The sequence below is a fragment of the Mycobacterium sp. 94-17 genome (assembly GCF_035617725.1).
GTDB lineage: Bacteria > Actinomycetota > Actinomycetes > Mycobacteriales > Mycobacteriaceae > Mycobacterium.
The window spans coordinates 38,562-61,942 of the sequence record NZ_JAPIYN010000008.1 but is presented as its reverse complement, the minus strand read 5'-3'; the positions used below and the strand labels follow the sequence as shown (position 1 = coordinate 61,942).

At 64.8% G+C, this 23,381-nt stretch carries 19 protein-coding genes and 3 pseudogenes; 8 read left to right on the top strand and 14 right to left on the bottom strand.

What is annotated here, in order from left to right; all coding sequences use genetic code 11:
* Nucleotides 1-248 precede the first annotated feature (248 nt).
* The 7 genes from OQ789_RS11665 to OQ789_RS11635 form a co-directional block, all read right to left on the bottom strand.
* Entirely contained in the window at nucleotides 249-551 is a 303-nt protein-coding gene (locus OQ789_RS11665) for a hypothetical protein (RefSeq protein WP_324685877.1), read from the bottom strand.
* A 19-nt stretch (nucleotides 552-570) separates the two neighbouring features.
* Entirely contained in the window at nucleotides 571-2,016 is a 1,446-nt protein-coding gene (locus OQ789_RS11660) for an aldehyde dehydrogenase family protein (protein ID WP_324685876.1), read from the bottom strand.
* Nucleotides 2,013-2,477 carry a Zn-ribbon domain-containing OB-fold protein gene (locus OQ789_RS11655; RefSeq protein ID WP_324685874.1) on the bottom strand — a complete coding sequence of 155 codons (465 nt, stop codon included), beginning with the start codon at nucleotides 2,475-2,477 and terminating at the stop codon, nucleotides 2,013-2,015. The genes OQ789_RS11660 and OQ789_RS11655 overlap by 4 nt, the downstream gene beginning before the upstream one ends.
* The gene (locus tag OQ789_RS11650; RefSeq protein WP_420716104.1) at nucleotides 2,474-3,598 is read right to left on the bottom strand and encodes a thiolase family protein; all 1,125 of its coding nucleotides are present in this window, start codon (nucleotides 3,596-3,598) and stop codon (nucleotides 2,474-2,476) included. Before OQ789_RS11650 ends, OQ789_RS11655 begins: the two co-directional genes overlap by 4 nt.
* Before the next feature lie 70 nt (nucleotides 3,599-3,668).
* Complete coding sequence (locus OQ789_RS11645; protein ID WP_324685872.1) at nucleotides 3,669-3,998, bottom strand: hypothetical protein; 330 nt, start codon at nucleotides 3,996-3,998, stop codon at nucleotides 3,669-3,671.
* 7 nt (nucleotides 3,999-4,005) lie between these two features.
* A complete protein-coding gene (locus OQ789_RS11640) occupies nucleotides 4,006-6,372 on the bottom strand; it encodes a CoA transferase (RefSeq protein ID WP_324685871.1) in 2,367 nt (788 codons plus the stop codon).
* A gap of 26 nt (nucleotides 6,373-6,398) precedes the next feature.
* On the bottom strand, nucleotides 6,399-7,736 hold the full coding sequence (locus OQ789_RS11635; protein WP_324685870.1) for an amidohydrolase family protein: 1,338 nt from the start codon (nucleotides 7,734-7,736) through the stop codon (nucleotides 6,399-6,401).
* 345 nt (nucleotides 7,737-8,081) lie between these two features.
* On the opposite strand from OQ789_RS11635, the pseudogene OQ789_RS11630 reads away from it, so the two are divergent.
* The 3 genes and pseudogenes from OQ789_RS11630 to OQ789_RS11625 form a co-directional block, all read left to right on the top strand.
* Nucleotides 8,082-8,293, top strand: a pseudogene (locus OQ789_RS11630) (wax ester/triacylglycerol synthase domain-containing protein); the annotation flags it as partial.
* A 45-nt stretch (nucleotides 8,294-8,338) separates the two neighbouring features.
* Nucleotides 8,339-8,559: pseudogene (locus OQ789_RS26000) on the top strand (WS/DGAT domain-containing protein); the annotation flags it as partial.
* Nucleotides 8,560-8,590: 31 nt separating this feature from the next.
* On the top strand, nucleotides 8,591-9,259 hold the full coding sequence (locus OQ789_RS11625; protein WP_324686060.1) for a helix-turn-helix domain-containing protein: 669 nt from the start codon (nucleotides 8,591-8,593) through the stop codon (nucleotides 9,257-9,259).
* Nucleotides 9,260-9,924: 665 nt separating this feature from the next.
* Here the strand turns inward: OQ789_RS11625 and OQ789_RS11620 are convergent.
* Nucleotides 9,925-11,714: pseudogene (locus OQ789_RS11620) on the bottom strand (N-acyl-D-amino-acid deacylase family protein).
* A 352-nt stretch (nucleotides 11,715-12,066) separates the two neighbouring features.
* On the opposite strand from OQ789_RS11620, the gene OQ789_RS11615 reads away from it, so the two are divergent.
* Nucleotides 12,067-12,411 (top strand): FCD domain-containing protein, encoded by a 345-nt coding sequence (locus OQ789_RS11615; protein WP_324685868.1) that lies wholly within the window; start codon nucleotides 12,067-12,069, stop codon nucleotides 12,409-12,411.
* Here OQ789_RS11615 and OQ789_RS11610 read toward each other — a convergent pair.
* Nucleotides 12,365-15,235, bottom strand: a complete 2,871-nt coding sequence (locus tag OQ789_RS11610) for a LuxR C-terminal-related transcriptional regulator (RefSeq protein ID WP_420716101.1) — start codon at nucleotides 15,233-15,235, stop codon at nucleotides 12,365-12,367. The two genes, OQ789_RS11615 and OQ789_RS11610, sit on opposite strands and share 47 nt — an antisense overlap.
* A 12-nt stretch (nucleotides 15,236-15,247) precedes the next feature.
* On the opposite strand from OQ789_RS11610, the gene OQ789_RS25995 reads away from it, so the two are divergent.
* Together OQ789_RS25995 and OQ789_RS11605 are read left to right on the top strand one after the other, a co-directional pair.
* Nucleotides 15,248-15,694, top strand: coding sequence for a hypothetical protein (locus OQ789_RS25995; RefSeq protein WP_420716100.1), 447 nt, complete (start codon nucleotides 15,248-15,250; stop codon nucleotides 15,692-15,694).
* Between the two features lie 100 nt (nucleotides 15,695-15,794).
* Complete coding sequence (locus OQ789_RS11605) at nucleotides 15,795-17,018, top strand: cytochrome P450 (protein WP_324685867.1); 1,224 nt, start codon at nucleotides 15,795-15,797, stop codon at nucleotides 17,016-17,018.
* A gap of 3 nt (nucleotides 17,019-17,021) precedes the next feature.
* Here OQ789_RS11605 and OQ789_RS11600 read toward each other — a convergent pair whose 3' ends face one another.
* From OQ789_RS11600 to OQ789_RS11580, 5 genes are read right to left on the bottom strand one after another with little or no spacing between them, the layout of a single operon-like run.
* Nucleotides 17,022-17,993, bottom strand: coding sequence for an LLM class flavin-dependent oxidoreductase (locus tag OQ789_RS11600; protein WP_324685866.1), 972 nt, complete (start codon nucleotides 17,991-17,993; stop codon nucleotides 17,022-17,024).
* 16 nt (nucleotides 17,994-18,009) lie between these two features.
* Nucleotides 18,010-18,489, bottom strand: a complete 480-nt coding sequence (locus OQ789_RS11595) for a VOC family protein (protein ID WP_324685865.1) — start codon at nucleotides 18,487-18,489, stop codon at nucleotides 18,010-18,012.
* Nucleotides 18,486-19,724 (bottom strand): MBL fold metallo-hydrolase, encoded by a 1,239-nt coding sequence (locus OQ789_RS11590; RefSeq protein ID WP_324685864.1) that lies wholly within the window; start codon nucleotides 19,722-19,724, stop codon nucleotides 18,486-18,488. The genes OQ789_RS11595 and OQ789_RS11590 overlap by 4 nt, the downstream gene beginning before the upstream one ends.
* A 14-nt stretch (nucleotides 19,725-19,738) precedes the next feature.
* Entirely contained in the window at nucleotides 19,739-21,010 is a 1,272-nt protein-coding gene (locus OQ789_RS11585; protein ID WP_324685863.1) for a sulfotransferase, read from the bottom strand.
* Between the two features lie 17 nt (nucleotides 21,011-21,027).
* Nucleotides 21,028-21,414 (bottom strand): DUF2237 domain-containing protein, encoded by a 387-nt coding sequence (locus OQ789_RS11580; RefSeq protein ID WP_324685862.1) that lies wholly within the window; start codon nucleotides 21,412-21,414, stop codon nucleotides 21,028-21,030.
* A 119-nt stretch (nucleotides 21,415-21,533) separates the two neighbouring features.
* Here OQ789_RS11580 and OQ789_RS11575 point away from each other — a divergent pair, with 119 nt between their 5' ends.
* Nucleotides 21,534-21,971 (top strand): TM2 domain-containing protein, encoded by a 438-nt coding sequence (locus tag OQ789_RS11575; protein ID WP_324685861.1) that lies wholly within the window; start codon nucleotides 21,534-21,536, stop codon nucleotides 21,969-21,971.
* A gap of 262 nt (nucleotides 21,972-22,233) precedes the next feature.
* A complete protein-coding gene (locus tag OQ789_RS11570; protein ID WP_324685860.1) occupies nucleotides 22,234-23,367 on the top strand; it encodes a cellulase family glycosylhydrolase in 1,134 nt (377 codons plus the stop codon).
* Nucleotides 23,368-23,381: the final 14 nt, after the last annotated feature.

The following is a 23,381-nucleotide window of genomic DNA, read 5'->3' as shown; positions in this document are numbered from 1 at the left end:
CTCTAATCGGTGACAAGCCTCAGCCAGGACGCCGGCTCGAACTGCTTGAGACACACGATTTTTCGGCCGGCATACATGTTCGACAGCACGGCACCGACGCCCGCGATATGGTACGGCCGCGCACACACCGATGCCGCTTACCCCAGTGGCGCGGTCGAACTCAACCGTGGTGGTCACCTAACTGACGAGCACCCCGCATCGGGTGCTGAGCATCCATCGTCGATGTCATCTTCTATGTCCGGTGTGTGTTAATCGCTGGCCGGCAACGGTTTTGCCTCTTTGAGCGTGAGGACTTTCTTGGCCACGCTGAGTGTGCCATCGCCCGCTTTCGTCACCAGCACCTCGGCACCGTCATCACTGATATAGCGCTTGCCCAGCGTGTTGCCTCCGGCGAACGCGGGATCAATGGCTAGGCCTGGGCCCGCGGCGATGTCGATACTGACCATTGCGGCTCCCCCGGCGCGCAGATCGTCAAGGGAGTCCGCGGCGCGCACCACGATCACCTGGGTATCGCAAACCTGGCTTTTGAGCCGGGCGCCGTTCTTGATCATCTGTACTCCTTTTTGATGACTACGCGACCGCGATGTTCTTGATACGAAGGAATTCCTCGATGCCCTGGCGGCCGCCTTCCTTCCCGTAGCCGCTGGCGCCGATACCTCCGAACGGCCGACGCACGTTGGCATTGAGCGCCCCGTTGATGAGCACCTCACCGGTGACCAACTCCTCGGCGATCATCAACGCCCGCTTGAGATTCGCCGATTGCACATATCCGGAGAGCCCGTACCTTGTGCCGTTCGCGATGGCGATGGCCTCGTCGTCACTGCTGAACTTGGTGACCGCCAGCACGGGTCCGAACACCTCGTTCTGCGCGAGATCAGATTGCGGATCGACGTCAGCGAAGACCGTTGGGGCAAGGAAGAACCCGTCGGGGAATTCGCCGCGCAGCTGATGGCCGCCGGTGAGCAGCTTGGCACCGTCGGCTTCGGCGCGGCGGATCACTGCGATGATGCGCTCCATCGCTTCAGCGCTGACAACGGGACCAGATACGGTTTCGGCGGCGAACGGATCCCCCACCACGAGGCCTTCTGCTGTTCCGACGACGCGGGCAAGCACGTCGTCATAGATCGCTTCGTGGACAAGCATCCTGGTCGGGAGCGCGCATCCCTGCCCACTGAGAATGCCGACCGCTGAGAAGGTTCCCATCATGCACGCCATGTCCAGGCTCGCATCCTCGAGAAAGATGTTCGCCGATTTTCCGCCGAGTTCGAGTACGACGGGTTTGAACGTCTCGGCGCACCGTTGCAGGATCGCGGTGGCCGTCTTACCCCCGCCGGTGAACGAGATCTTGTCCACGCCCGGATGATCGATCAGCGCCACTCCGGCGTCCGCACATCCAGGCAGCACGTTGAGGACGCCGGGAGGCAATCCCGCCTGCAGCGCCAGGTCGGCGAACAGTTGGCTGCTGAAAGGTGTCAGCTCAGATGGCTTGACCACCACGGTGTTTCCAGCGGCGAGCGCTGCGGGAAGCTTCATGCTCAACGACATCAGCGGTGCGTTCCATGTGATGATCGCCCCAACCACGCCGTACGGCTGGGCGAGGCTGTAGCTGAGTTCGCCACCGTCGGTGAACGATCCGGTCATCTCCGAATGCGGCTTGTCGGCGTAGCCCGCGTAATACCGGATCCAGTCCGCGGCCAACGCGACAGGGACCAAAGACACCGGGGTGCCGTTGTCCAGGGCGCCCAACCGGCAGAACTCCGCAGTGTTCTCCTCGACCAGATCGGCCAGGCGCGAGAGGACGCGAGCACGTTGGGGAGCCGGCGTCCGCCGCCAGCCGGCGAAGGCCTCGCGCGCCGCGGTCACCGCGAGGTCGACCTCGTGAGCACCGGCGAGAGGAATCGTGGCGTCCACTTTGCCGCTCACCGGGCTGACATGACCATGGGTACCGCCAGTGCCCTCGGTCAGTTTCGCCTCGCCGATCCTCAATGCGACCGGTGGTGTGGTGCGGTCGGTCATCGTGTCTCCTTGGTTGATGTGCGTCGGGTTGGTTCGCGGTGGGCCGCGGTGAAATACGGCAAGACCAGATCGTCTTGCAGCGGAAAGAATTCGACTCGCACCCGCAGCCCGACACGCAGCGCCTCGGGCTTGAGGCCAACGATGTTGGTCAGCATCTGGTATCCCTCACGCAGGGTGACGATCGCGGGCGCATACGGCGCCGCGAACTCTGCGGTGACCGGCCGATACACAACCGTCCAGCTGTAGACCTCGCCGCGCCCGCGGCTGGTGCGCCACCCCAGCTTGTCCGACATGCAGTTCCGGCAATTGTCCACCGGGGGGAAATTGGCCTCGCCACATTCCGCGCACCGCTGGTAACGCAGCTTGGCTTCGCGGCATCCATCCCAGAACGGCCTGCTCGTCGGAGTGCTGCTGTGTGGTACCGGCCCGGTCTGCGGTGACAACACGTCGTTGGCGGTCATCGCGGTTGGGCTCCCAACAGCAAAACGGTCATGAACAAGGCCCCTGCTCCGCCGTTGCTGCACAAGGCAACCCGCGCGTCGGGAACTTGCAGCGGCCCGGCTTGGCCGCGCAGCTGCTCGACCGCACGGATGGCGCGCTGCATCATTTGAGGGTTCTCCCCGGCGTGACTGAACGACATCGTCCCGCCGTCGGTCGTGACCGGATGGCTGCCGTCGATGGCAATATGGCCGTCGGCAACAAACGGGCCGCCTTCGCCATCCGGACAGAACCGAAACGCCTCGAGCTGACGGATGATCTCGAAGGAGAACGGATCGTAGAGCTCAAGTACGTCGACGTCGTCACGATCAAGGCCCGCTTGCTCGAAGGCGAGGTCGGCCGCGCGTCGACCGACGTAGCCATTGAGGTGCGACGCCCGGTGACCTGTCAGGTCCCACGCCGGCGGATGCTTGTAGGACGGACCGTAAAAGTCTGCTCCGCTGCCCAATATGTAGATGGGTCCCCGTGCCCCGTCGAATCGTTCGACGTTGGCTAGCACCAGCGCGCAGCCTCCTTCGGAGGTCATCGCGCAGTCCAGCAGATGGAACGGGTCAGCGATCATACGCGAGGCGGTGATGTCAGCAGGGGTGAAGGGACCGCGTCGGTAGTACACGGCTTCGGGATTGGCCGAGCCGTTGTTGCGAATGGTCGCCGCAACCATCGACATCTGCTCGCGCGTCGTGCCGTACACCTCCATGTGGCGACGCGCGATAAGCGCGAACTCGGCGGCGGTGAACATCCCCCAGGGCACGACGAACTCGTTTTCCGGGCGAGTCCACGGCGCGGTGGCCGCGTGGTCGCGATAGTCGCCGGCTTGCGCAGACACGAGGACGACGACCTCGGCGAGGCCGTTCTCGATTGCGGCCGCAGCCTCGGTGACCATGCCCAACCCGAAGCTGAATCCCTGCCAGGCCGGCCCGATGCGCAGATCGTAGATCAGCGCAGACGACTCGGCACCCGCGCTGATCCCGTCGACGTCGCTGACGTGCAGACCGCCGTCCTTCAGCGCACCCTGCACCGCCTCGATCATCAGCGCCCGCGACGTCGCACCGTCCAGCCTGCGACCTTGCCGGGTGTTGTACACCCCGACAATGGCTGCGGTGGGTTTGGCGCTGACCACGGTGTCCTTTCGGTGCTGAATATCTTGCGGGCGTTCAGTTCTCGTCGGCGACCACACCCAGGTAGGTGCCCAGGACATCGAAGGCTTGACCGTCGCGCACGATGGTGCCGACCTTCTTGCTCCGGTCGTCGAGGCGCTCGGTGTCAGCGGCCACGATGTCGAATCGGACGTCGACGGGCCGCGCGGTCTGCGGATCGGTGATCTCGATCCGCAGCACCACTGCACGCTCGTCGCCGTCCCATTCGACATCGGTGATGCGGTGTCGCGAGGTCAGCTCCATCACCGTCGACTCTCGGCGCAGAAGGAACCGGATGGGGGCGCACAGTTCGCCGGCCCGGGGGGGAACGCACAACGAGACCGCCATGTCCGCCTCACAACCCTGCGGGCCGGTCGCTGATCACACCGGACTCCGCCAAGGCTTTGAGCTCAGCGTCGGCGATGCCGAGCAAGCGCGAGAGGACTTCTTCGTTGTGTTGGCCGAACAGCGGCGCGGGCGTTCGCACCCAATTGCGGGGTTTGTTGTCGACAGTGAAAGGCAGCCCCAGGCACTTGAACGTTCCGGCGACTGGGTGGTCGACCGTCTCCCAGAACCCACGCGCCAGCAACTGCTCATCGTCGAGCAGGGCTGATTGCACGGTCACCTGCGCGGCGGCGACCCCACGAGCGCGAAGCCGTGCGACGACGTCGGCTGGGGTGCGTTGCATCGTCCAGTCCGAGATGACCTTGTCCAGGTAGTCGGCGCGGCGGCGCCGCTCTTGCTGTCGATTAAGCGTGGTGTCGGCTGACAGCTCGGGCGCGCCGATAGCTTGGGTGAACGACGGCCACAGTTCGTCGGAGACCGAGATCGCTACCCACGCATCATCGCCCGCACACCGGTAGACGCCCTGCGGGCTCGCGTCGGGTCCACGATTGCCATCCCGTCGCAGCTCAATTCCGTCTTCGGAGTATTCGAGCACCATCTCGGCGGCAATGTTCAAGGCGGATTCCACCATCGTCGCCTCGACCTGCATCCCGGCATCGGTTCTGTCGCGAACTACGATCGCAGCGATAGCCGCGAAAGCTGCGTGCAATCCGGCGATCGGGTCGCACACACCACGGGGCAACACAGGTGGTCCGTCGGCTTCGCCGGTCATCCAGGCCATGCCGGTGGCCTGTTCCATCGTTTGAGCGAAACCGACCCGATCACGCCACGGTCCATCCAAACCGAACGCCGGCATCCGGACCATGACCGCGCGCGGATTGGCCGACTGCACCGCGGCCCATTCGAGTCCGAGATTCGTCATCACCCGCGGCGAGAAGTTCTCGATCACCAGATCGCTGTGCTTGATCAGCTCCAACGCCGCTGCATGTCCCCTAGGGTCGCTCAGCTCAAGTGTCAGACTTCGCTTGTTGGTATTCGTGCATTGGTATGTGGGGCCCCATTCCCACCATTGGTCCCAGTTCGGCGGGCGCGTACCGGAGAAACGCATGCCATCGGGGCGGCGCACCCCTTCCACCTTGATGACGTCTGCACCCAAACCTGCCAACACCTGCGTAGCGAGCGGCCCCGCCCAGAACGCGGTGAAGTCGGCCACCCGGATTCCCTGCAGCGGAAGGTCGTTGACGTCATCGACGACAGCACTGGCCGTTCGCGCCGGCCAGTGCACCGCGCCGGTATCAGCTCCGACGTCGGGTGGGACGACACCCGTTCGTGCGCCGAATGCGCTGCTGCGATACGGCACCCGAGGTTGCAGAGCTCCGCGCACAGATTTGACGAACACACCCCGTTGCACGAAATGGTCAATCGACGTCACGCTGCCCGGAGTAGCGATGGGTGCAACGGGAATTCGCAGCGCGACGGCGGTGTCGATAATCTCGTCGGTTGTCTTGGACTGCGCCCAGTTATGCACCATCTCGAGGAATTCATCGCGGCGACGGACCCGGCCACCCAGAGAGGCGAGATCGTCGTCGTCGAGGAGGTCGGGGCGCTCGATCAAGACCAGGAAGTCCTGGAACTGCTGTGCAGTGATGGTACAGAAGCCGACCAAGCCATCGGCTGTCGGCACGATCGACGGTAGCTCCAGTGTTCGCGGAGGCAACGGCGAATCTCCGGCGAGGACACTGGTCGACATCGCGGCCAGCCCGCCGAATCCGATCACCATCGCCTCGTACACCGAGAAGTCGATGACCGCCCCCGACGCGGTGGCTCGCTTCTGGCGGACTGTGGCCGCCGCGATAGTCGCTGCGAACGCGCCGGCCAGCCACTCACCGATGCGGCCGCCGGCTTGCAACGGCTCGCTGCCCGGCCAGCCACGGCCCCATGTCGATCCGCACATCGCCTGCAGGATGAATTCGTTTACCTCGATGCCCTCGTCGACGTACGGCCCGTGGGTGCCGAATGGCGTCACCACCACGACGACGGCATGGGGGGCGGCGCGGGCGAGTTCGTCCAGCGTCGGCCCCGTGGTCAGGTCGCTCAGCACGAGGTCCGCACCGCCGATGAGGTCATTTGCTAGCGAACCTCGTTCTGCGACAACGGATTTCTTCGACTCGGCGAGGTAGCCAAAAAGCACGCCCGGCGACCCGATGTTTCCGTCGGTGTCGTGGCTCTGCCAATATCGCATCGGATCGCCATCCGGCTTTTCGACCTTGACGACCTCGGCTCCGGCATCGGCGAAGAGTTTTCCGCAGTACGAGACGGCGATGCCAGTGGAGAATTCCAGCACCCGCCAGTCGGCTAACGGCGGTTCACCGAGCATATCCGTAGCCACGTTGCCGGGCGCGCTCAGTCGCCGAGACGCGTAGCGCGCCCAGCGATTCCGGGTGTCTCGGCGGTCAGCTGTGCCTGAAGGGCGAACTCAGCCATCCGAGCCCACGCATCCCGGTCACGCTGGCTGGCTTTGTGCCCGACATGGGTTACCACGTCCACGTCGGTGGCTTGTGACCGCAGATACCCGGCGCGGGCATGGTCCCTGGGGACGAATTTGAACGGCTCGAATGAGTAGGCGGCCATCGCGTTCTCGTGTGTGATCTTGTTAATCACCTCGTCATCGAGGTGGCCCATCGTCTCCACGACGTCCTCGGGCGCAAACGGCCAATTGCTGTCCGAATGCGGGAAATCCGACTCCCAACACAACATGTCCTCGTTGAACCAGTCCATGTTCTTCACGCCGACCTTGTCACTGATAAAGCACGTGTAGAAGTGACGCTTGAAGACGTCGGCGGGTCCGTCGTATCCCTTTGGGAACTCGGCAAGCGTCCAGCCGGAGTGCCGGTTGAAGACATGCTCAGAGCGCCAGAGGAAGTAGGGAATCCAACCGACATCACCTTCGGTCAGCGAGAACTTGAGTTCTGGGAAGTCGGCCCAGAACTCGGCCCAGATGAGTTCGACGAAGGTGAACATGCTCATCATCGATGACGCGGTCATCATCACGCTGGCGGGCGCGTCCAGAGACACCATCGGCGATCTCGACGACGACCCGACATGGGTGCACAGCACGGTCTTGCTCTCGCAAACCGCCTCGAACAGCGGATACCAGTACTTGGTGTGGATGCTGGGCATCTGCAGTGCCTCGGGATTCTCCGAGAACGTCACCGCGTGACAGCCCTTGTCCGCCAGGCGCTTCACCTCTTTTGCGGCCTCCTCGACGTCGAACAACGGCAGGATGCCGCATGGAATGAATCGACCGGGATAGGCCCCACACCACTCGTCGACGTGCCAATCGTTGTACGCCTTGATCATCACCAGGTTGACGTCGCGGTCAGGCCCCTGGTTGAGCACCTGGCCCGAGAAGCCGGTGAAGTTAGGAAAGTTCAGGCCGGCGAGTTGGCCTCCGGCGTTCATGTCTCTCACGCGTTCGTCGACGTTGAAGCAGCCTGGCCGCATCTCGTCGTAGCGCGAGGCATCGACGTTGTACATCTCCCGGGGCTTGCCCGCGACCGCGTTCAATCCCATGTTCCGGCCGCGAACCTTGCCGTAGTACCACTGATGGATTCCATCGGGCTCGATCACGACCCGAGGTGCGTACTGTTTGTACCTGTCTGGGACGTGCGCGTCGAACATGTCCGCCGGCTCGGCGATGTGATCGTCGACGCTGATCAAGATCAGATCGTCCTTGTTCACCGTGCCTCCTCCCGCGCCCGCCACTGACGGGACCGCGTCGGTTTCGCCCAATGCAGAGCTCCTGCCCATAACCGAGCAGGTATATGTCTATTAGACAATGATGTAGATCACGCTGTCAACGCGGTTTCGGTCACCGGCCGATGCCGATGTATGCCCTGGCGGCTGAGTGGACCGCGCATGCTCAGTAATGAATACGGCCATTTCACCGGCATATTTAGCGCCTTCGGCGCGACCCGCGGAGTGACTACGATCAGGCGTCGATTGGTGACGCCGGTCGTCAGTAGCCGCGCGAAGCGCCTTGAATCAAATATGACTATTAGTCGATCGATCGCCACAGTCCTGGGTATGGAGCGGCTCAGTGGGCCGGATGCGTTCTTTCTTCATCTCGAGACCCCGACGCGGCCGCTCAATGTGTGTTTCATCGTCGTTCTGGACACAGCGACGATGCCGGGCGGCCACCAGTTCGACACGCTTCGTGCGATGCTGTCGGCGCGCGTCGACACGTCGCCGAGTTCCGTCTGAAACTGGCCGATTCTCGCCTGAACCTCGACCACCCGTGTGGGTGGAGGACCCGGACTTGGTACGGCCGCATCAGGGCCCTATATCCCATGGGACCCATCTTGACCGCGGCGGGTCTGACCGTCACGGTCATGTCCCTCGACGGCGAGCTGGTGTGGGCTTGGTCTCCTGCCCGGATCTGCTGCCGGATCTGTGGAGTCTCGCCGACTTGTTCCCGCGAGCGCTTGATGATCTCATCCTGTGCGCCGACGCGACTGGGTTATCGCTGGTGGCCCGAGTGGCGGGCGATACTGTCGGGCTATGACGATGCTGGACAGCCAGGGGCGACGCTAGTGGTGCGCAGTCATGGCTGGTCCGGTAACGCCCCGGCGTCCGATGAAGAGGCCATCGACCGCATCCTCGATTCGGCGGAGCGGATCATCGAGGAACGCGGATCCTCCATGCGCCTGGCCGACGTGGCCCGCGACATCGGTGTCACCCGGCAGACCGTCTACCGGTATTTTCCCGGCACCGCCGCGCTGATGGTCGCCACTGCGATGCGATCGGCCAACGGCTTCCTCGGTCAATTGTCCTCGCGGATGCAACCCGAGACCGACCCCGTCACCGCGCTCGTCGAGGGGATGGCGTTCGCCATCGAGAGCCTGGCCGATGACCGCCAGGTCGGGTTGGTGCTCAATGAGCGCCATCAAGCAAACACCGGGTCGATCATGACTGAGGCGGCGATCACCTTTGGCCGCTCGATGCTGCATACCCTCGATGTCGATTGGCAGCAGCATGGTTTCACCGATCCCGAGCTCGATGAGCTGAACGAGTTCTGTTTGCGGACCCTGAACTCGTTTCTGGTAGATCCCGGTCGACCCGTGCGCAAGGGAGCAGAATTGCGCCGCTTCCTGACGCGTTGGGTAGGCCCGGCGATCGCCTATCCCCAGCAAGCCGCCGCGCTGGAGGCGCTTCGCCTTCTGTCGCCCCGGCCAACACCGCGCCGCCGCGCAAGAGTGCGCTGACCCGTCTTCGGCGGTACGGATGCGGTTGCGCCAGAACAGTCGGCGCAGGCAGTGCCGCCGAGGCTCGCGCGTCCGTCCCGGAGTAAGTCCCGCAGCATCCGCAATGTTGAGTTCGTCTAGTGAAGGTGTGGCGGCCTGCAACGAATCGAGTGGTACGGCCGCTGTCGACGGGATGCTGGCCGCACTGGAGGGCACGCTGTCCGGTTCGTGATGGCTCGGAGGTCGGCCGACGGGCCACGGACACAACAGAGGCCCACTCCGCCAAGCCATTCGCCGTTTCCGCCGGCCGCACTACATCTCGCACTCTGGTGCGTGCCCTCCGTATCTGTGCGGCACGCGCGCTCTCGTTCTCGCCTGGGGCGACACCCGTGCGACGCGGGGCTAACATCGCAGATCGTGACGCAGGTGTCTCGGTGCACGAAGAGGTGGCCTCGGGAGCCTTTCACGCGTTTGATCAACTGGCAGCGAACGCGCCGATCTCCGTCGCGTTCTTCGCCAGCCAGTGCGCTCACTTGCGTGCCGCACTCGTTGAGTCATCCCAGCCAGCGAATGATCGCCGCTTAGACGCCTGATCCGGCTCTCGCGCTGATCAACTTAGCCCGGTAGCCGGCTCCCGGTCGGGGCCATCACTTATGCCTCGGCCCGTCGCATCCCGTGTCATCTGTCTACTTGGCGTCGACGAGGGTGGGCCGCGCCGGCGCGACCGCCGGCATCTTCTGGCCCGCACGCAACACGCTTCCCGTGCGTTCGTTGCCGACAATGTCGGTGGGCTTCCCCTCGGCGAATACCAAGCGGCCACTGACCATTACGGCGGTCACGGTCTCGTCGTTGCGGTTGACCATGCGCGACATGCCACCAAAGTGCTCGATCGTGTCCTCGGCGTAGGCGTCAAGCCGTGCATCGAGCTTTTCCGGATCAACTACCAGCAGGTCGGCACGATCACCGAGGCGCAGATGTCCAGCGTCGATGTCATACCAGTCTCCGAGGTCACCGGTCATCTTGTGCACTGCCTGCTCGATGCTCATGAACGGCTTACCTGCCAACTCGCAATCGCGCACGTGGCGGAACAGGCGCAGCCCACTGTTGTAGTACGCCATATTGCGCAAGTGCGCGCCGGCGTCCGAGAAGCCCATCTGAATCGACGGGTGTTGCGCGAACTTCTTGAGCACTTCTGGCCTGTGGTTGGAGATCACCGTACGCCAACGCACCGCCTTGCCGTGCTCGAGAATCAAGTCAAGGAAGGCGTCGACCGGATGCAGCCCTCCACGCTCAATCCCGATCTGACCGAACGACTTACCGATCACGGATTCATCTGGGCAGGAGACGATTTCGGCATCAAAGAAGTCTCGTTGCCAAACGCGGATCCCCCACTTGTCTTCGTAGTCTTTACGGAACCGTGCGCGGTACTCTTCGTCACGCATCATCTCGTCGCGCTCGGGACTGTCCGCGACATGCTGAGCCAGGCAACCACTGCCGAACTCCTCGAAGATGACGGAGTCGATCCCGTCCGCGTACACCTCGAACGGCACCGGAAGATGTTGCCAGCGGAAGTCAGCGCCGAGGCGATTCACCATCCGCGCCGGCGGGCCCATGATGTACGGCGACAAAGGATTCGACTTGACGTCGGCGGCGGACAGCAGAGTGGTCTTGAGGCGCTTACGGAAAATCCCCAACGACTGCAGCATCTGCGACACCACATTGAACGGGTTCTCGAAGTCGGGGCCGGATTGCAGTACCCGACCGCGGCGGCGCACGATGCCCTTGAGGCGGCGCAGTTCGCGCACGGGTGCGTAGGTCGACGGCAAGGTGCGTGAGCGACAAGGCTCCCCGTCGAGCTTGTCGAACTTCAACTGTTGTGAGGACAGCCCGATGAAGCCGGCGTCGAGGGCGTCATTCAGCCACGTGTCGATCTGCCGGAGTTCGGCGGCAGTGGGGCGAACGTCGTCGCGCGTCGCGCGATCCAGACCCATGACTGCGGTGCGCATGTCTGAATGGCCGATGAACGCGGCGAGGTTGGCTCCTAACGGCCGGGCCTCCAACGCATCGATGTACTCCTGGGCGCTCGACCAGCTCTTGTTGCGGTCGACCGCCTCGATCACGTACTTGCGCGGAATGGCCTCGACGCGTCCGAACAGGTCGCCGGCGTCAACACCGCCGACATGCACCGTCGAGATCGAACACGAACCGATGAGCACCGTGGTCACGCCGTGTCGCAACGACTCCGAGAGCGCCGGGCGTCAAGCACCTCGACGTCGTAGTGGGTGTGAATATCGATCATGCCGGGCTGAACCCATTTACCCGTGGCGTCGATCACGTTCGAGCAGCCGGTGGCATCGAGTTCGTCGGCCGAGATAGCGGCGACGTGCCCGTCGCGGATACCGATGTTTCGTATCGCCGACGGCGCACCGGTGCCATCGAACCACCGGCCATTACGCAGGATCGTGCCATAGGACATATGACTATGAAACCTTCGCCGCGCACACCTGTCAATGAATTCACTATACGTTTTGTCATATACGTCTAGTCATAGGGCCGGGCTGTGTGCCCTCGTCAACGGTGTGATTCGGCGATGTGTCCTCTGTGGGGAACCCGATTCGCGCCGCGCCTGTCCGAGCGAACGCCAGACACCGCGGGGGCATCGACTGGACATAGTGCTGCGAATGTCGCGCGTCGGCTCTGACCGCCGAGGCGGCGGGTTCACGGTTGGCGGGCTCGATGGTGGCTTCGATGTCAGAGTTGTCCAGGCTCCAACCGAATGCGCCGCGCAGATTGTCCATTTCGATTTCGGCCTGTTGGAGTCGCCGTTCATGATCGTTGGCGGAATGCACGTCAAGCAGGGCTGCCATCGACGCGTAGTAGTCGCAATATCGGGACCGCATCGCATCGGCTTCGCCGGACTCGCCGTCGACAGCCCGCACGATCGCCTCCGGCTGTTGACCGGTGGTTCACGACCCTGTCCCCCGGGCACGAGAAGTTCACTCGACGAACATCAGGAGCTACTTGATGCGCTCGGCGACAAAGACGTTGAGCGGGCGCGCACCATCGCCGAACGCCACGTCCTGGACGCCGGGCGTTCGCTGGCCGACTGGCTCGAGCGGCGCTCGGTCACGTCCGACGAGCCGCCTCCTGAACCAGCTGAACGCGCGACGTAAGCCCGAGCTTCGTATAGACGTGCGTCAGGTGGGCTTGCACCGTCTTGGGTGAGACGAACAGTCGCGCGGCGATGTCCTTGTTGCCCAACCCTTCACAGACCAGGCGCACGACATCGAGCTCCGCGGGCGTCAGGGACTCCCACCCGCTGGCCGGCCGTTTGCGCTCGCCACGGCCGCGCCTGGCGTAGGCGATCGCTTCTTCGACGGACAACGCCGCGCCCTCGGCCCAGGCGGCGTCAAAGTCCGTCTCGTCCAAGGATTCTCGGAGCGTGTTCACCCACGACTCGTAGTCGGACTCGTAGATCTTGAATCGCGCCATACCCATGCGCCGGCGGATGGCGGCTGCCGCACCGAAGAGCCGCGCCGCCCGTTGCCGGTCGGCGCCGGCGGCAAGCACCGCAAGGCACTCCAGGGTGTCCGAGATTCCCAGATAGGCCTGCACTTCGGCGCTGTGCGCCAAGGCATCTTGGGCATCCCGTTCAGCCTGCTCTGTGTCCCCTTGTGCCATCACGATCCGGGCGCGCGCCGTGAGAGCCACCATCCGGTGCCAACCCGCGGTCGTCGAAACGGCCTCATCGGCCCAGCGGCGAGCGGCAACCAGTTCCCCTGCCGCGAACGCGGCCTGCGCGTTGTAAGCACGCTGCACCACGGCGTTCCCAGTTGTCGTGCTCAATTGCTTCCAGGCAGCCGCGCAGGCGTCTTGAGCGGTCTCGACATCCCCCGCCGCCAGCGCCGTGAGGCCCGACGCTGAATATGCGAGGCCCTCAATGAACCCGCGCAGCTCCGACGCGGGAACGATGGCCCCATCGATTACGGACCGGGCTGCTTGCACCTCACCGTGCCAGGCCAGCGCGTAGCTTTGGCCCGCCAGGCCGTAGACCTTGTAGATCAGGTCGCAAGCCTCGGCGGCCTCTTCGGCAATCGCCCGGAAGTGCGGGGCAGCCCCCGCCGAATCGCCCTGGTATAACTGCGTCATTGCGAGCCAATACCGGCACTGGCGCGCATCGAGCCGATCACCAATTGCGTCGGCGAGATCGCGCCCTTCTTCGGCGATCGGACGCGCAGCGTTGGGCTCACCTACGCTTGTGGCCGCATATGCGTGCCAGGCCAAGATCTGGCAGAGCAGCCACTGATCGCCGATTTCCCTCGCGAGATCGCCCGCCTCCGCGAAGTATGACGCGGCCGGCTCACCATTTTGCGCGGCGGCGAAGCCGCAGGCAGTCAACGCTCGAGCCAGCAGCGCCGGATCACCGGTTTGGCGGGTCAGCGCCAACGCACGATCGGCCTCATCTTTGATGTCAGGTGTGCCCATCCAGATGGATAACAAGGCTTTGTCGGCGAACGCTCGCGCCTGGACTCCAACCGGTACGTCTTCATTGTTCGGACCGAGGCAGCCGAGGGCGGCCTCGAACCACGCCCATCCTTCGCGAATACGCCCCCGCGCGAGCCACACCGGCTGCAGGGACGAGGCGAAGGCCAGCGCCCGGTCGATGTCGGAGTTGTCCAGGCTCCAACCGAATGCGCCGCGCAGATTGTCCATTTCGGTTTCGGCCTGTTGGAGTCGCCGTTCATGATCGTTGGCGGAATGCACGTCGAGCAGGGCTGCCATCGACGCGTAGTAGTCGCAATGTCGACACCGCACCGCATCGGCTTCGCCGGACTCGCCCAGCTTCTCCAGCGCGTACTGGCGCACGGTTTCCAAGAGCCGATATCGCGTTGTGCCGCTGGTATTTTCGGCGATCACCAGAGACTTGTCGACCAACAGGCTCAGCTGGTCCAGCACCTGGTGGCGCTGCACCCCGTCGGCACCGGTGACCGCCTGCGCCGCGTCGAGGTCGAAGCCACCGAGGAACACCGCAAGCCGGCGGAACAGGATTCGTTCGGTGTCGGTCAGCAGGGCATGCGACCAATCCACCGAGGCGCGTAGCGTCTGCTGGCGGCGCACCGCCGTGCGTGAACCACCGGTCAACAGCCGGAAGCGATCGTGCAGGCTGTCGACGATCTCGTCCAGCGACAGCGAGCGCACCCGCGCCGCGGCCAGCTCAATAGCCAACGGCATGCCGTCGAGGCGCCTGCAGATCTCGGCCACCGCGGGCGCGTTGTCGTCGGCGATGCTGAACTCGGCCTTCGCCAGCCGAGCGCGGTCGGCGAACAGCTCCATCGCATCGTCGGCCAGCGAGAGCGAAGGCACCTGCCAGATCGCTTCACCGGACACCCCGAGCGGCTCCCGGCTCGTCGCGAGCACCGTCAGCTTTGGCGCGGCGGCCAGCAGGGCGGCGACCAATCCTGCGCTCGCATCGAGCAGATGCTCGCAGTTGTCGAGTACCAGCAGCATCTGGCGGTCGCGAAGGAACCGCAGCAGCGTATCGATCGTCGAGCGATCCGGTTGGTCGTACAGTCCCAGCGCGCGGGCCGCGGTAACCGGCACCACGTCCGGATGAGCGATCGGCGCCAGATCTATATAGCCGACGCCGTCGCTGAAGTCGTCCCCCAGTTCGGCCGCGACGTGCACGGCCAGGCGTGTCTTGCCCGCGCCACCGGCGCCGGTCAGGGTGACCAACCGGTTGCCCGCCAGTGCCTCGCGCAGGCTGGTGATTTCGGATCGGCGCCCGATGAAATTCGTGAGTTCCACCGGAAGGTTATGGGTGACAACGTCTTTGGTTGTACGCAGCGGTGGGAAATCGTGGGGCAGGTCAGGGTGGCAGAGCTGTATCACCCGCTCGGGCCGCGGCAGGTCCCGCAGCGGATGCGTGCCCAGGTCGGTCAGCGAGACATGAGGCGGAAGTTGATCGACAATCAAGAGTTCGGTCGCGCCCGACAGCACGGTCTGCCCACCATGAGCCAGATCGCGCAGCCGGGCGGTGCGATTGATCGCCGGGCCGATGTAGTTGCCCTCATCGCGCAGCCGCACCTCGCCGGTGTTGATCCCGATCCGCAACCGGATCGGCGCCAGCGGCGCCCGCTGCAGATCGAGGGCGCAGGCCACCGCCTCAGTCGCGCGGGCAAACGCGATGACGAAGCTGTCGCCCTCACCCTGCTCGACGGGCCGGACCCCGCCGTGGGCGGCGACCACCTCCGCCAGCGTCTGGTCCAGCCGTGCCACAGCAACGGACATCTCGTCGGGCTGGGTCTCCCACAGGCGCGTGGAGCCCTCGACGTCGGCCAGCAGCAACGTCACGGTTCCGGTCGGCAGTTCGCTCACGGCCAGGTCGCTCCAGTCAGTTTCGCTCATGCTAGCCAGCATGCGGCGACTCAGATCACAGAACATCAGCAAAATTGCTGATAGTTCACCGCCGGCCGTACCTGGCTAGGGCGTCGGACCACCGGACAGTTAGGTATTTCGCCCGATGGTGTCGCGGCGGCGCCGACCGATAGTCGACATCATGACAACCACCGCTCACGCGCCGACCATCTTCGACATCAGTTGGCCCACCTTCGCGTATCACGACGCGACCGACCCCGACGAGGCACACCGCATCATCCGGCAAGCGCACCGGCAGGCGCCGGTCGCGCTCGGCAAGTTCGGTCCCGAAATTCTCGACTACCGAATGGCCCGCACCGTGCTACGTGATTCGCGCTTCGCCATGCCGCGCGGCATCAGCCTGATGGTGCAGGGCATCAGTTCGGGTCCGGTTTGGGACAGGGTTTGCCAGACCATCATGTCGGTCGACCCGACTCAGCATCGCCGGCTACGCCGTTTGGTGGCAGGGGCTTTCACTCCCCGGGCGGCCGAGCGGATGCGCGCGGCGTGTACCGAGGTGATCGGCGAGTTGGTCGACCGGCACCGCGCCGCAGGCCGTTGCGACATGGTCCGCGACATTGCCAGGCAGTACCCGGTTCCAATCATCTGCGCGTTGGTGGGCGCACCGGCCGAGGATTGGCAACTGTTCGCCCGCTGGGCCGACGACCTCAGTAAGGCGTTCGGGGGCAACGTTGCGGCCGAGGAGTCCGCCATTCTGCGGGCCTGGCGGGAACTCGACGTCTACCTCGTGGACCTGATCTCACGCCGCCGCCAGTCGCTCGGCGACGATCTGATCTCCGACCTGCTGCGTGTCGAAGAGGACGGCGACCGCCTCAGCCACGACGAGCTGGTCAATCTGGTTGCGATCCTGCTCAACGCGGGCACCGACACCACGCGAAACCAGTTGGCCGCGGCGGTGCAGGCGCTCTGCGACCATCCGGACCAATGGACGTTGCTGGCCGGCCATCCCGAACTGGCACCGAATGCGGTCGAGGAGCTCATTCGTCATTCACCGATCGTCTTCGCCACGCTGCGTGTCGCCACCTGCGACGTCGACCTGGGTGGTGTTCAGGTGCCCGCAGGGACATACGTCATGGTCAACACCGCGGCGGCCAACCGTGATCCGTCGGTCTACGCGGATCCCGATCGTCTCGACATCACGCGGGAAGGCGCCACGCCGATCCTCACATTCGGCGGTGGCGCGCATTACTGCCTCGGTGTGCACCTCGCGCGCATCGAACTCGCCGAAGCGTTGCGGGTGGTCACGCAACGGATGGCGAATGTCCGGCGTATCGGCCCGGCGCCGTGGAAGCCTCCCGCGGGAATCAGCGGCCCGGCCTCGCTGCCGATCGCTTTCGATGCTTAGCGGTCAGGTCAATGCGGGCAGCACGCGCTCGGTGAGCAATTGCACCGACTTCCATGCTGCGTCGACGGGCATGCCGCCCACCAGGGGGTGCAGCACGAGCGGACCGTAGTTCTCGGCGTCACGCACTTCGGCGATCAGCTGCTCGGGAGTCAGGAAACGGTATCGTCCCGATGCTTTGACCTCGTCGAGCGTCTGAACTCCCGGCAAGTGCATGAGCGAACGCTGATCGGTCGACCATTGGCCGTAAGTGACTGCCTCCCAAAGGATATGTTTCCCGAGCTCCGCCCATGCCCGGTCCGGATCCTCGTGCAGGTAGATCATGCCGCGGTTGATCGGCCCCGGCATGAGGATGAACGGCGACATCCCTGCCTCGGCGCACAGGTCACTGTAGTACGAGGCGATGCCGGGCAGGTGATCGGCCAGGCTGAGCGGCAGCCGGAACCGTACCGCGCGGCGCGCCGTGGCACGAGCGCCGCCGCCGACGTACAGCGGTGGGTGGGGCCGCGTCCAGGTGCCGGTGCAGATTTCGTTCTCCTGTTCGCCGCCGGACCAGACCTCCAGCATCCTTGTGAGCAGGCTGTCCATCAGCTCACCGCGCCGGCCGAAATCAGCTTGCAGAGCATCATATTCGACTGTGCGATAGCCGAGTCCCACGGTGGTGTGCAGGCGGCCGCGGCTCATGTTGTCGACGAGCGCGATGTCTTCGGCGAGCCGCACCGGGTTCCACAGCGGGCCCAGCGCGCAGTCGACGCTGGCGATCAGCGTCGACGTCCGCGCCAAGAACATCGCCGCGGCCATGATCGGATTGCAGCTCCACCCGTGTCCGGTCGCGTGATGTTCGTCGACGCTGATGGAGGTGATGCCGTGGGACTCACCCCATTGCGCGAGTTCCAGCGCCGCGGACAAGAGCGTGGCCTGGGTGCATGGATCACCGTGCGGGGAGGCGAAGTTGAAGCGCAGCACCGTCAAGAGCATTTGCGGCCCGGCCCCACTACGCTTCCGGCCCGGCCGCCGCCTGCAGGAAGGCTGGAAAGTCCGGGAACAGCGCGCGGTCGACGATCTCGATGCGGGTGCCCGCCGAGTCGACGTAGTAGGCGAAGAGCGCCAGATCCGGCGGGGCGGTGTCGGCGGTCGCCTCGAAGGCGAAGCCGTTGTCTTCCAACATCTTCGCGGTCTCGGCCAGGTTATCGGTCCAGTAGCCGAGGTGATGGATCGCGTTGCCGGGTGCCGCCGTCCAGGCCGTCCCCGGTACCTCCTTGATCAGTTCAACGTGCGGTGCCTGCAGCGAGTAGACGAAAGTCGAAGTCACCTCTTGGGTTCCGCTCGTCGTGCGAAACGGCAGGGTGTAGCTCACCGGGGTGATCCAGCGGTACCCGGCCAGCGCGCTCAGCCGGGCCATCGCCGCGTCGAGGTCCGGCACGATGATGCCGGTGTGGTAGAAGTCCTCGGGCCGTAGTGCGAACGACGTCATGTGTTCCTCGCTATCTGGCTGCGGAGCCAAGCACTTTCCCAGAAGTTCGTGCTGCCGGCGAGAAGCTTTTCATGGGCTTCCCGCAGCACGTCACGGACCCCCGGGTGGTCCGCGGGAACAAGCTCGGCAAGGTGGATGGCGTGCAGTGCGCGGTCGGCGGCCAGATGTGCCCGGGCCCGCTCCACCAGCGCCTCGGCACCGGCGAGCTCGACCACATCAGCGGCGACGGAATCGAATCCGACCGAGTACAGCTCGGTGGTCGATTCGTGACGGAACCACCCCGAATAGTTCTCCCAGACGGCCCGCACATCCCAGGCCACCTTGCCGTAACCCTGGCCCACTTCGCATTCCGCGGGCAGGGCGATCTCCCGCATCAAGGTGCGGACGTCTTTGCCGGCGTTCATCCCGGCGACGGTCTGATCGTGGATGTGCGCAATCGCCTCGCGCAACCGAGCCAACTCCGCATCGATGCGTTCGGCGCCCTTGATCGGCTCGAAGTGGCCGGTCACCATCAGGTCGGCCCGCAGATCGCGGACCCTGTCCACCGACGCGATGGCCGTCAACGCGTCCCGATAGCGGTCGCCGCGCATGGTGACAAGATTGGGAATGTGGCCGAACAGCGGTCCGAAGGTGTTTCCGCACAGACATATTCGTTCGTCCGGCAGCCAGATCACCAGGGAGTCGGTGGTCTCGCCGCCGGGCACGGAGATCAGCTCCAGGCGCCGGCCACCGACCTGGAGGCAGAGGGTGTCCTCGAAGTCGAGGTCGACGACGGGCACGCTCTGGCCGGGCAGCCGCGTGGTACCCAGGCGCCGCTGGATGGCGCGAATACCGTCGGCGAGGGTGTCCTTGAAGGCGAACGCGCTACGGTTGGCCCGGTAGGGGATCAGCCGATCGTTGTCGTCTCGCCAGGCCGTCCAATTCGCCTGTGCGACAACGATCGTCTCGGGATCACGCACGCTGTCCAGGCCGCCGACATGATCCACGTGCCCCTGCGTGAAGATGATGTAGCGCACCGGTGACGAGTCCACGGCGTCGAAGTTGGCGCGATGCACCGGCCCCTCGAAGCCCATGCCGGTGTTGACGATCACCCGTCCCTCGGTGGTGGTAAGCAGATACGAGTTGGACAAGCCCGGCGAGCACCACAATCCCGGGGCTATCTGCTCGGCCCGCTCGGCGGATGCCGGACGCATCGCGTCGGCACCCGGCCTATCGCGGTACACAGGTTCGAACATCGCTGGTGACTCCTTCACTCGGGACGGACGTCGAACTTGTCGAAGTAGAAGCCGAATCGAGAGCGCAGTTCGTCGGCGGAGACGCCAAAATGCCGCTGCAGTTCATAGCGGATCCGGCCGTGCTTGCCCCGCGGATTGCCGTCCAGGTATCGCTGGAAGCGTTGCCGCACCTTGGGCGGCAGGTCGACGTCTGCGCGCCGGTAAAGGCTTTCGAGCACTCGCATTTCGTTGCCGCCCAGTTGATGGAAGTTGACGTCGATGCTGCGCTCCGGTGCCACCAGGCCGCGGTCACGTACGCACGCACCCAGCAGCCGCTGCACGCGATCGCTCCAATAGTCCAGCAGCCACTGCGGATCGATGCTGTTGCGGCGCAACCGGTCCGAGTACGCCATCATGGTTATCGCCGACTGGATCACCGCGACGGGATCGCGGTGGGTGAAGGCCACAGTCGCATCGGGAAACGTCGCCATCAGCGGGCCGAGTTGCTCGCAGTGCTGCGGACTCTTGAGCACCCAGGTGCGCGGCCCACGCAGGAAGGTCAGCGCCTGCAACACTTTCTTCATGTAGGCGTAGTGCCGAATCTGGTCGAGACCCAGGTAATAGTCGCGCCAGTCGGGCACGCGCGCATGCCATTCCAGTACGTATGAGGCCAGATCGAGGTCGAGAAGCTCCACCTCTTCCTCGATCGCCTCGGGATACCGGTCGTGCATGGCGGCCACCACCGGCGCGCTCGCCATCAGCGCATCGTGTTCAGACTTGGCGCGGGCGTAGCGCGGATCGACACCGTAGATGTCGGGGCCCTGCCCACGAGCGGGGATGGGATCCTGGCTTTCCCAATACGGCAGGGCGCGCCGGCGTGGGTCGGCGGCAATGAGATTCACCAGATGCGTGGTGCCCGAGCGGGGCATCCCAACCACGATGAGGGGCTTGTCGATCGGGATGGATTCTATCTCGGGGTACCGTCGGACGAGCTCGGTGAGCGACAACCGGTTGCGCAGCAGGCGCACGATGCGTTGGCGCAACGAACCGCGGGTCAGTTGGCGCAGGCCTTCGTCAGCTTCGATCGCGGCGACGTGCGCCCGCAGGCGATCGGCGAGGCCGTCGGTGCCCTCGAGATCGGCGGCCGCGGCCCCTGGGCCGGCCTGCTCGATGGCCTCCGCGAGCATCCGGTCGATGCCGAGGTCGACGGGCTTGGCTTCGGTGAACTCGAGGATCTGACGCTGCACGTCGGTCAGCCGGGGCGCGGTCAGGTCATCGAAGTCGATGTCGTCCACCGCCGAACCCACTGACGGTCTGCCCGGCCCTACAGGTTGGCCAGATCGTCGGGAACGTCGACCTGGTGTGCTTGCAGCGCCTCCAGGGGGACCACCTCGAGGGTGCTCTGGTGGGTTGCCGCCAATACCACCGGCGCGGCACGACCGTCGTGGTGTGCACGCAGCCAGTTGAGCGCGGTCACGCACCAGCGGTCGCCCGGCAGCAGGCCGGGGAAGCGGTACTCCGGGACCGGCGTCACCAGGTCATTGCCGATGGAACGCTGGTGCTCCAGGAATTCGGCGGTCATCACCGCGCAGATCGTGTGCCGTCCTTGGTCCTGAGGACCGGTCGAGCAACAGCCGTCGCGGTAGAAACCGGTCACCGGGTCAGCGCCGCACGGTTCCAGCGGACCGCCGAGCACATTTCGATCAGGCACCCGTTCAGTATTGCGCCCCCGGCGGTGAAGTTTGAGCGATTCCGCCCTTCGGTTTTCGCGCGCGGAGGCCGCGCCCGCCGAAGTGGACGCGCCGAGATCGGGCGTGTTAACTCGAACCGGTGTCGACACCGCCCAACCAACCCGGAGATCCGTCCGGTGAGCCGCCCTGGTGGTCGCAGCCGCCCGGGTATCCGCCCCCGCCGGCCTACCCCGGCTACTCCGGCTATCCGGGCTACGCCGGGTACCCGGGTCACGTTGATCCGCAGGCGCCCTTCGGCCGCGATCACACCACCGGTCTGCCGCTATCGGACAAGTCCGCCACGACCGCCGGTTTGCTTCAGCTGTTCCTCGGCGTGTTCGGAATCGGCCGCTTCTACATCGACTCGACTCAAATTGCGGTGGCGCAGCTGTGCGTCGGTCTGTTCGGAGTTCTCTTCAGCCTGTTCTGTTTTTTCGGTGTCCCAGTCCTGCTCGGCAGCGTCGTGTGGGCCATCGTCGACGCGATCTTGATGTTCACCGGCAGCGTCAAAGACGACCACGGTCGCAAGCTGCGGTAGGCGTTCCCAGGGTCTGCATTCGCAGAACGGCCCTTACCGGTTGTCCGACAACGCTTTTGGCGCGAAGCGGGGCTCATTCTACCTGACCGGCATGCATGACGGTGTGGGCTCGCCGATGGCCGACGGTCACGGATTGGTCACGATGACGGGCGGCGGTGTCCCTCACCGACGCCCGCTGACGGCGTGGCAATCGTTACCTGAAGTCGTCGCGACGCGCTGAGTAAATCCCGGGGAAATCGTCCCGAAAACTTATCGTCACATCGTGGAACGACGTACGGCCCTCAAACTTCCCCTGCTGCTGGCGGCGGGCGCCGCGGTAGCCCGGATGCCCCGGGCTTCCGCGGAGGAAGCGGGCCGGTGGTCACCCGAGCGGGCCAACCGTTGGTATCAGGCGCAGGGCTGGCTCGTCGGGGCGAACTACATTCCGGCGAACGCCATCAACCAGCTCGAGATGTTCCAGCCCGACACCTTCGATCCGCGGCGCATCGACACCGAGCTCGGCTGGGCGCAGTTCTACGGCCACAACACCGCACGCGTGTTCCTTCATGATCAGTTGTGGGCGGCCGATCAGCGCGGCTTTCAAACGCGCCTCGGGCAATTCGTCGACATCGCGGCGCGCCACCGCATCAAGCCACTGTTCGTTTTCTTCGACTCCTGTTGGGATCCCCAGCCCCGCGCGGGGCGCCAGCACGCGCCGAGGCCCGGCGTGCACAACTCGGGCTGGGCGCAGAGCCCGGGAGCCGAACGACTCGGTGATCCGAAGTACGTGCCGGTCATGCATGACTACGTCACGGCGGTGATGACCCAATTCCGCAACGACAACCGGGTTTTGGGCTGGGACCTGTGGAACGAGCCCGACAACCCCGCACGCCAGTACCGCAACGCCGAGCGAAGCGACAAGGAGCAACTGGTGGCCAACCTGCTCCCGCAGGTCTTCCGCTGGGCCCGCGCGGTGGACGCCAGCCAGCCGCTGACAAGTGGTGTGTGGCAGGGGAATTGGGGACAGCCGCGGGGCCGCAGCGCGATCAGCGACATACAGCTCGCCAACGCCGACGTGATCACCTTCCACTCCTACGCGGGCCCGGGCGCGTTCGAGAACCGGATCAACGAGCTCACGCCGCTGGGCCGACCGATCCTGTGTACGGAATACATGGCGCGGCCCCAGGGCAGTACCGTCGAATCGATTCTGCCGATTGCGAAGCGTCACAACGTCGGCGCCATCAACTGGGGCCTGGTCGCCGGCAAGACGCAGACCTACTTCCCCTGGGATTCATGGGATCACCCGTACACCTCGGTCCCCAAAGTGTGGTTCCACGACCTGATTCGGCCCGAGGGACGACCGTTCCAAGACCTCGAAGCTCTGACGGTTCGAAAGCTGGCCGGTAGCCAAACCTGATTCGGTCGTCTAAC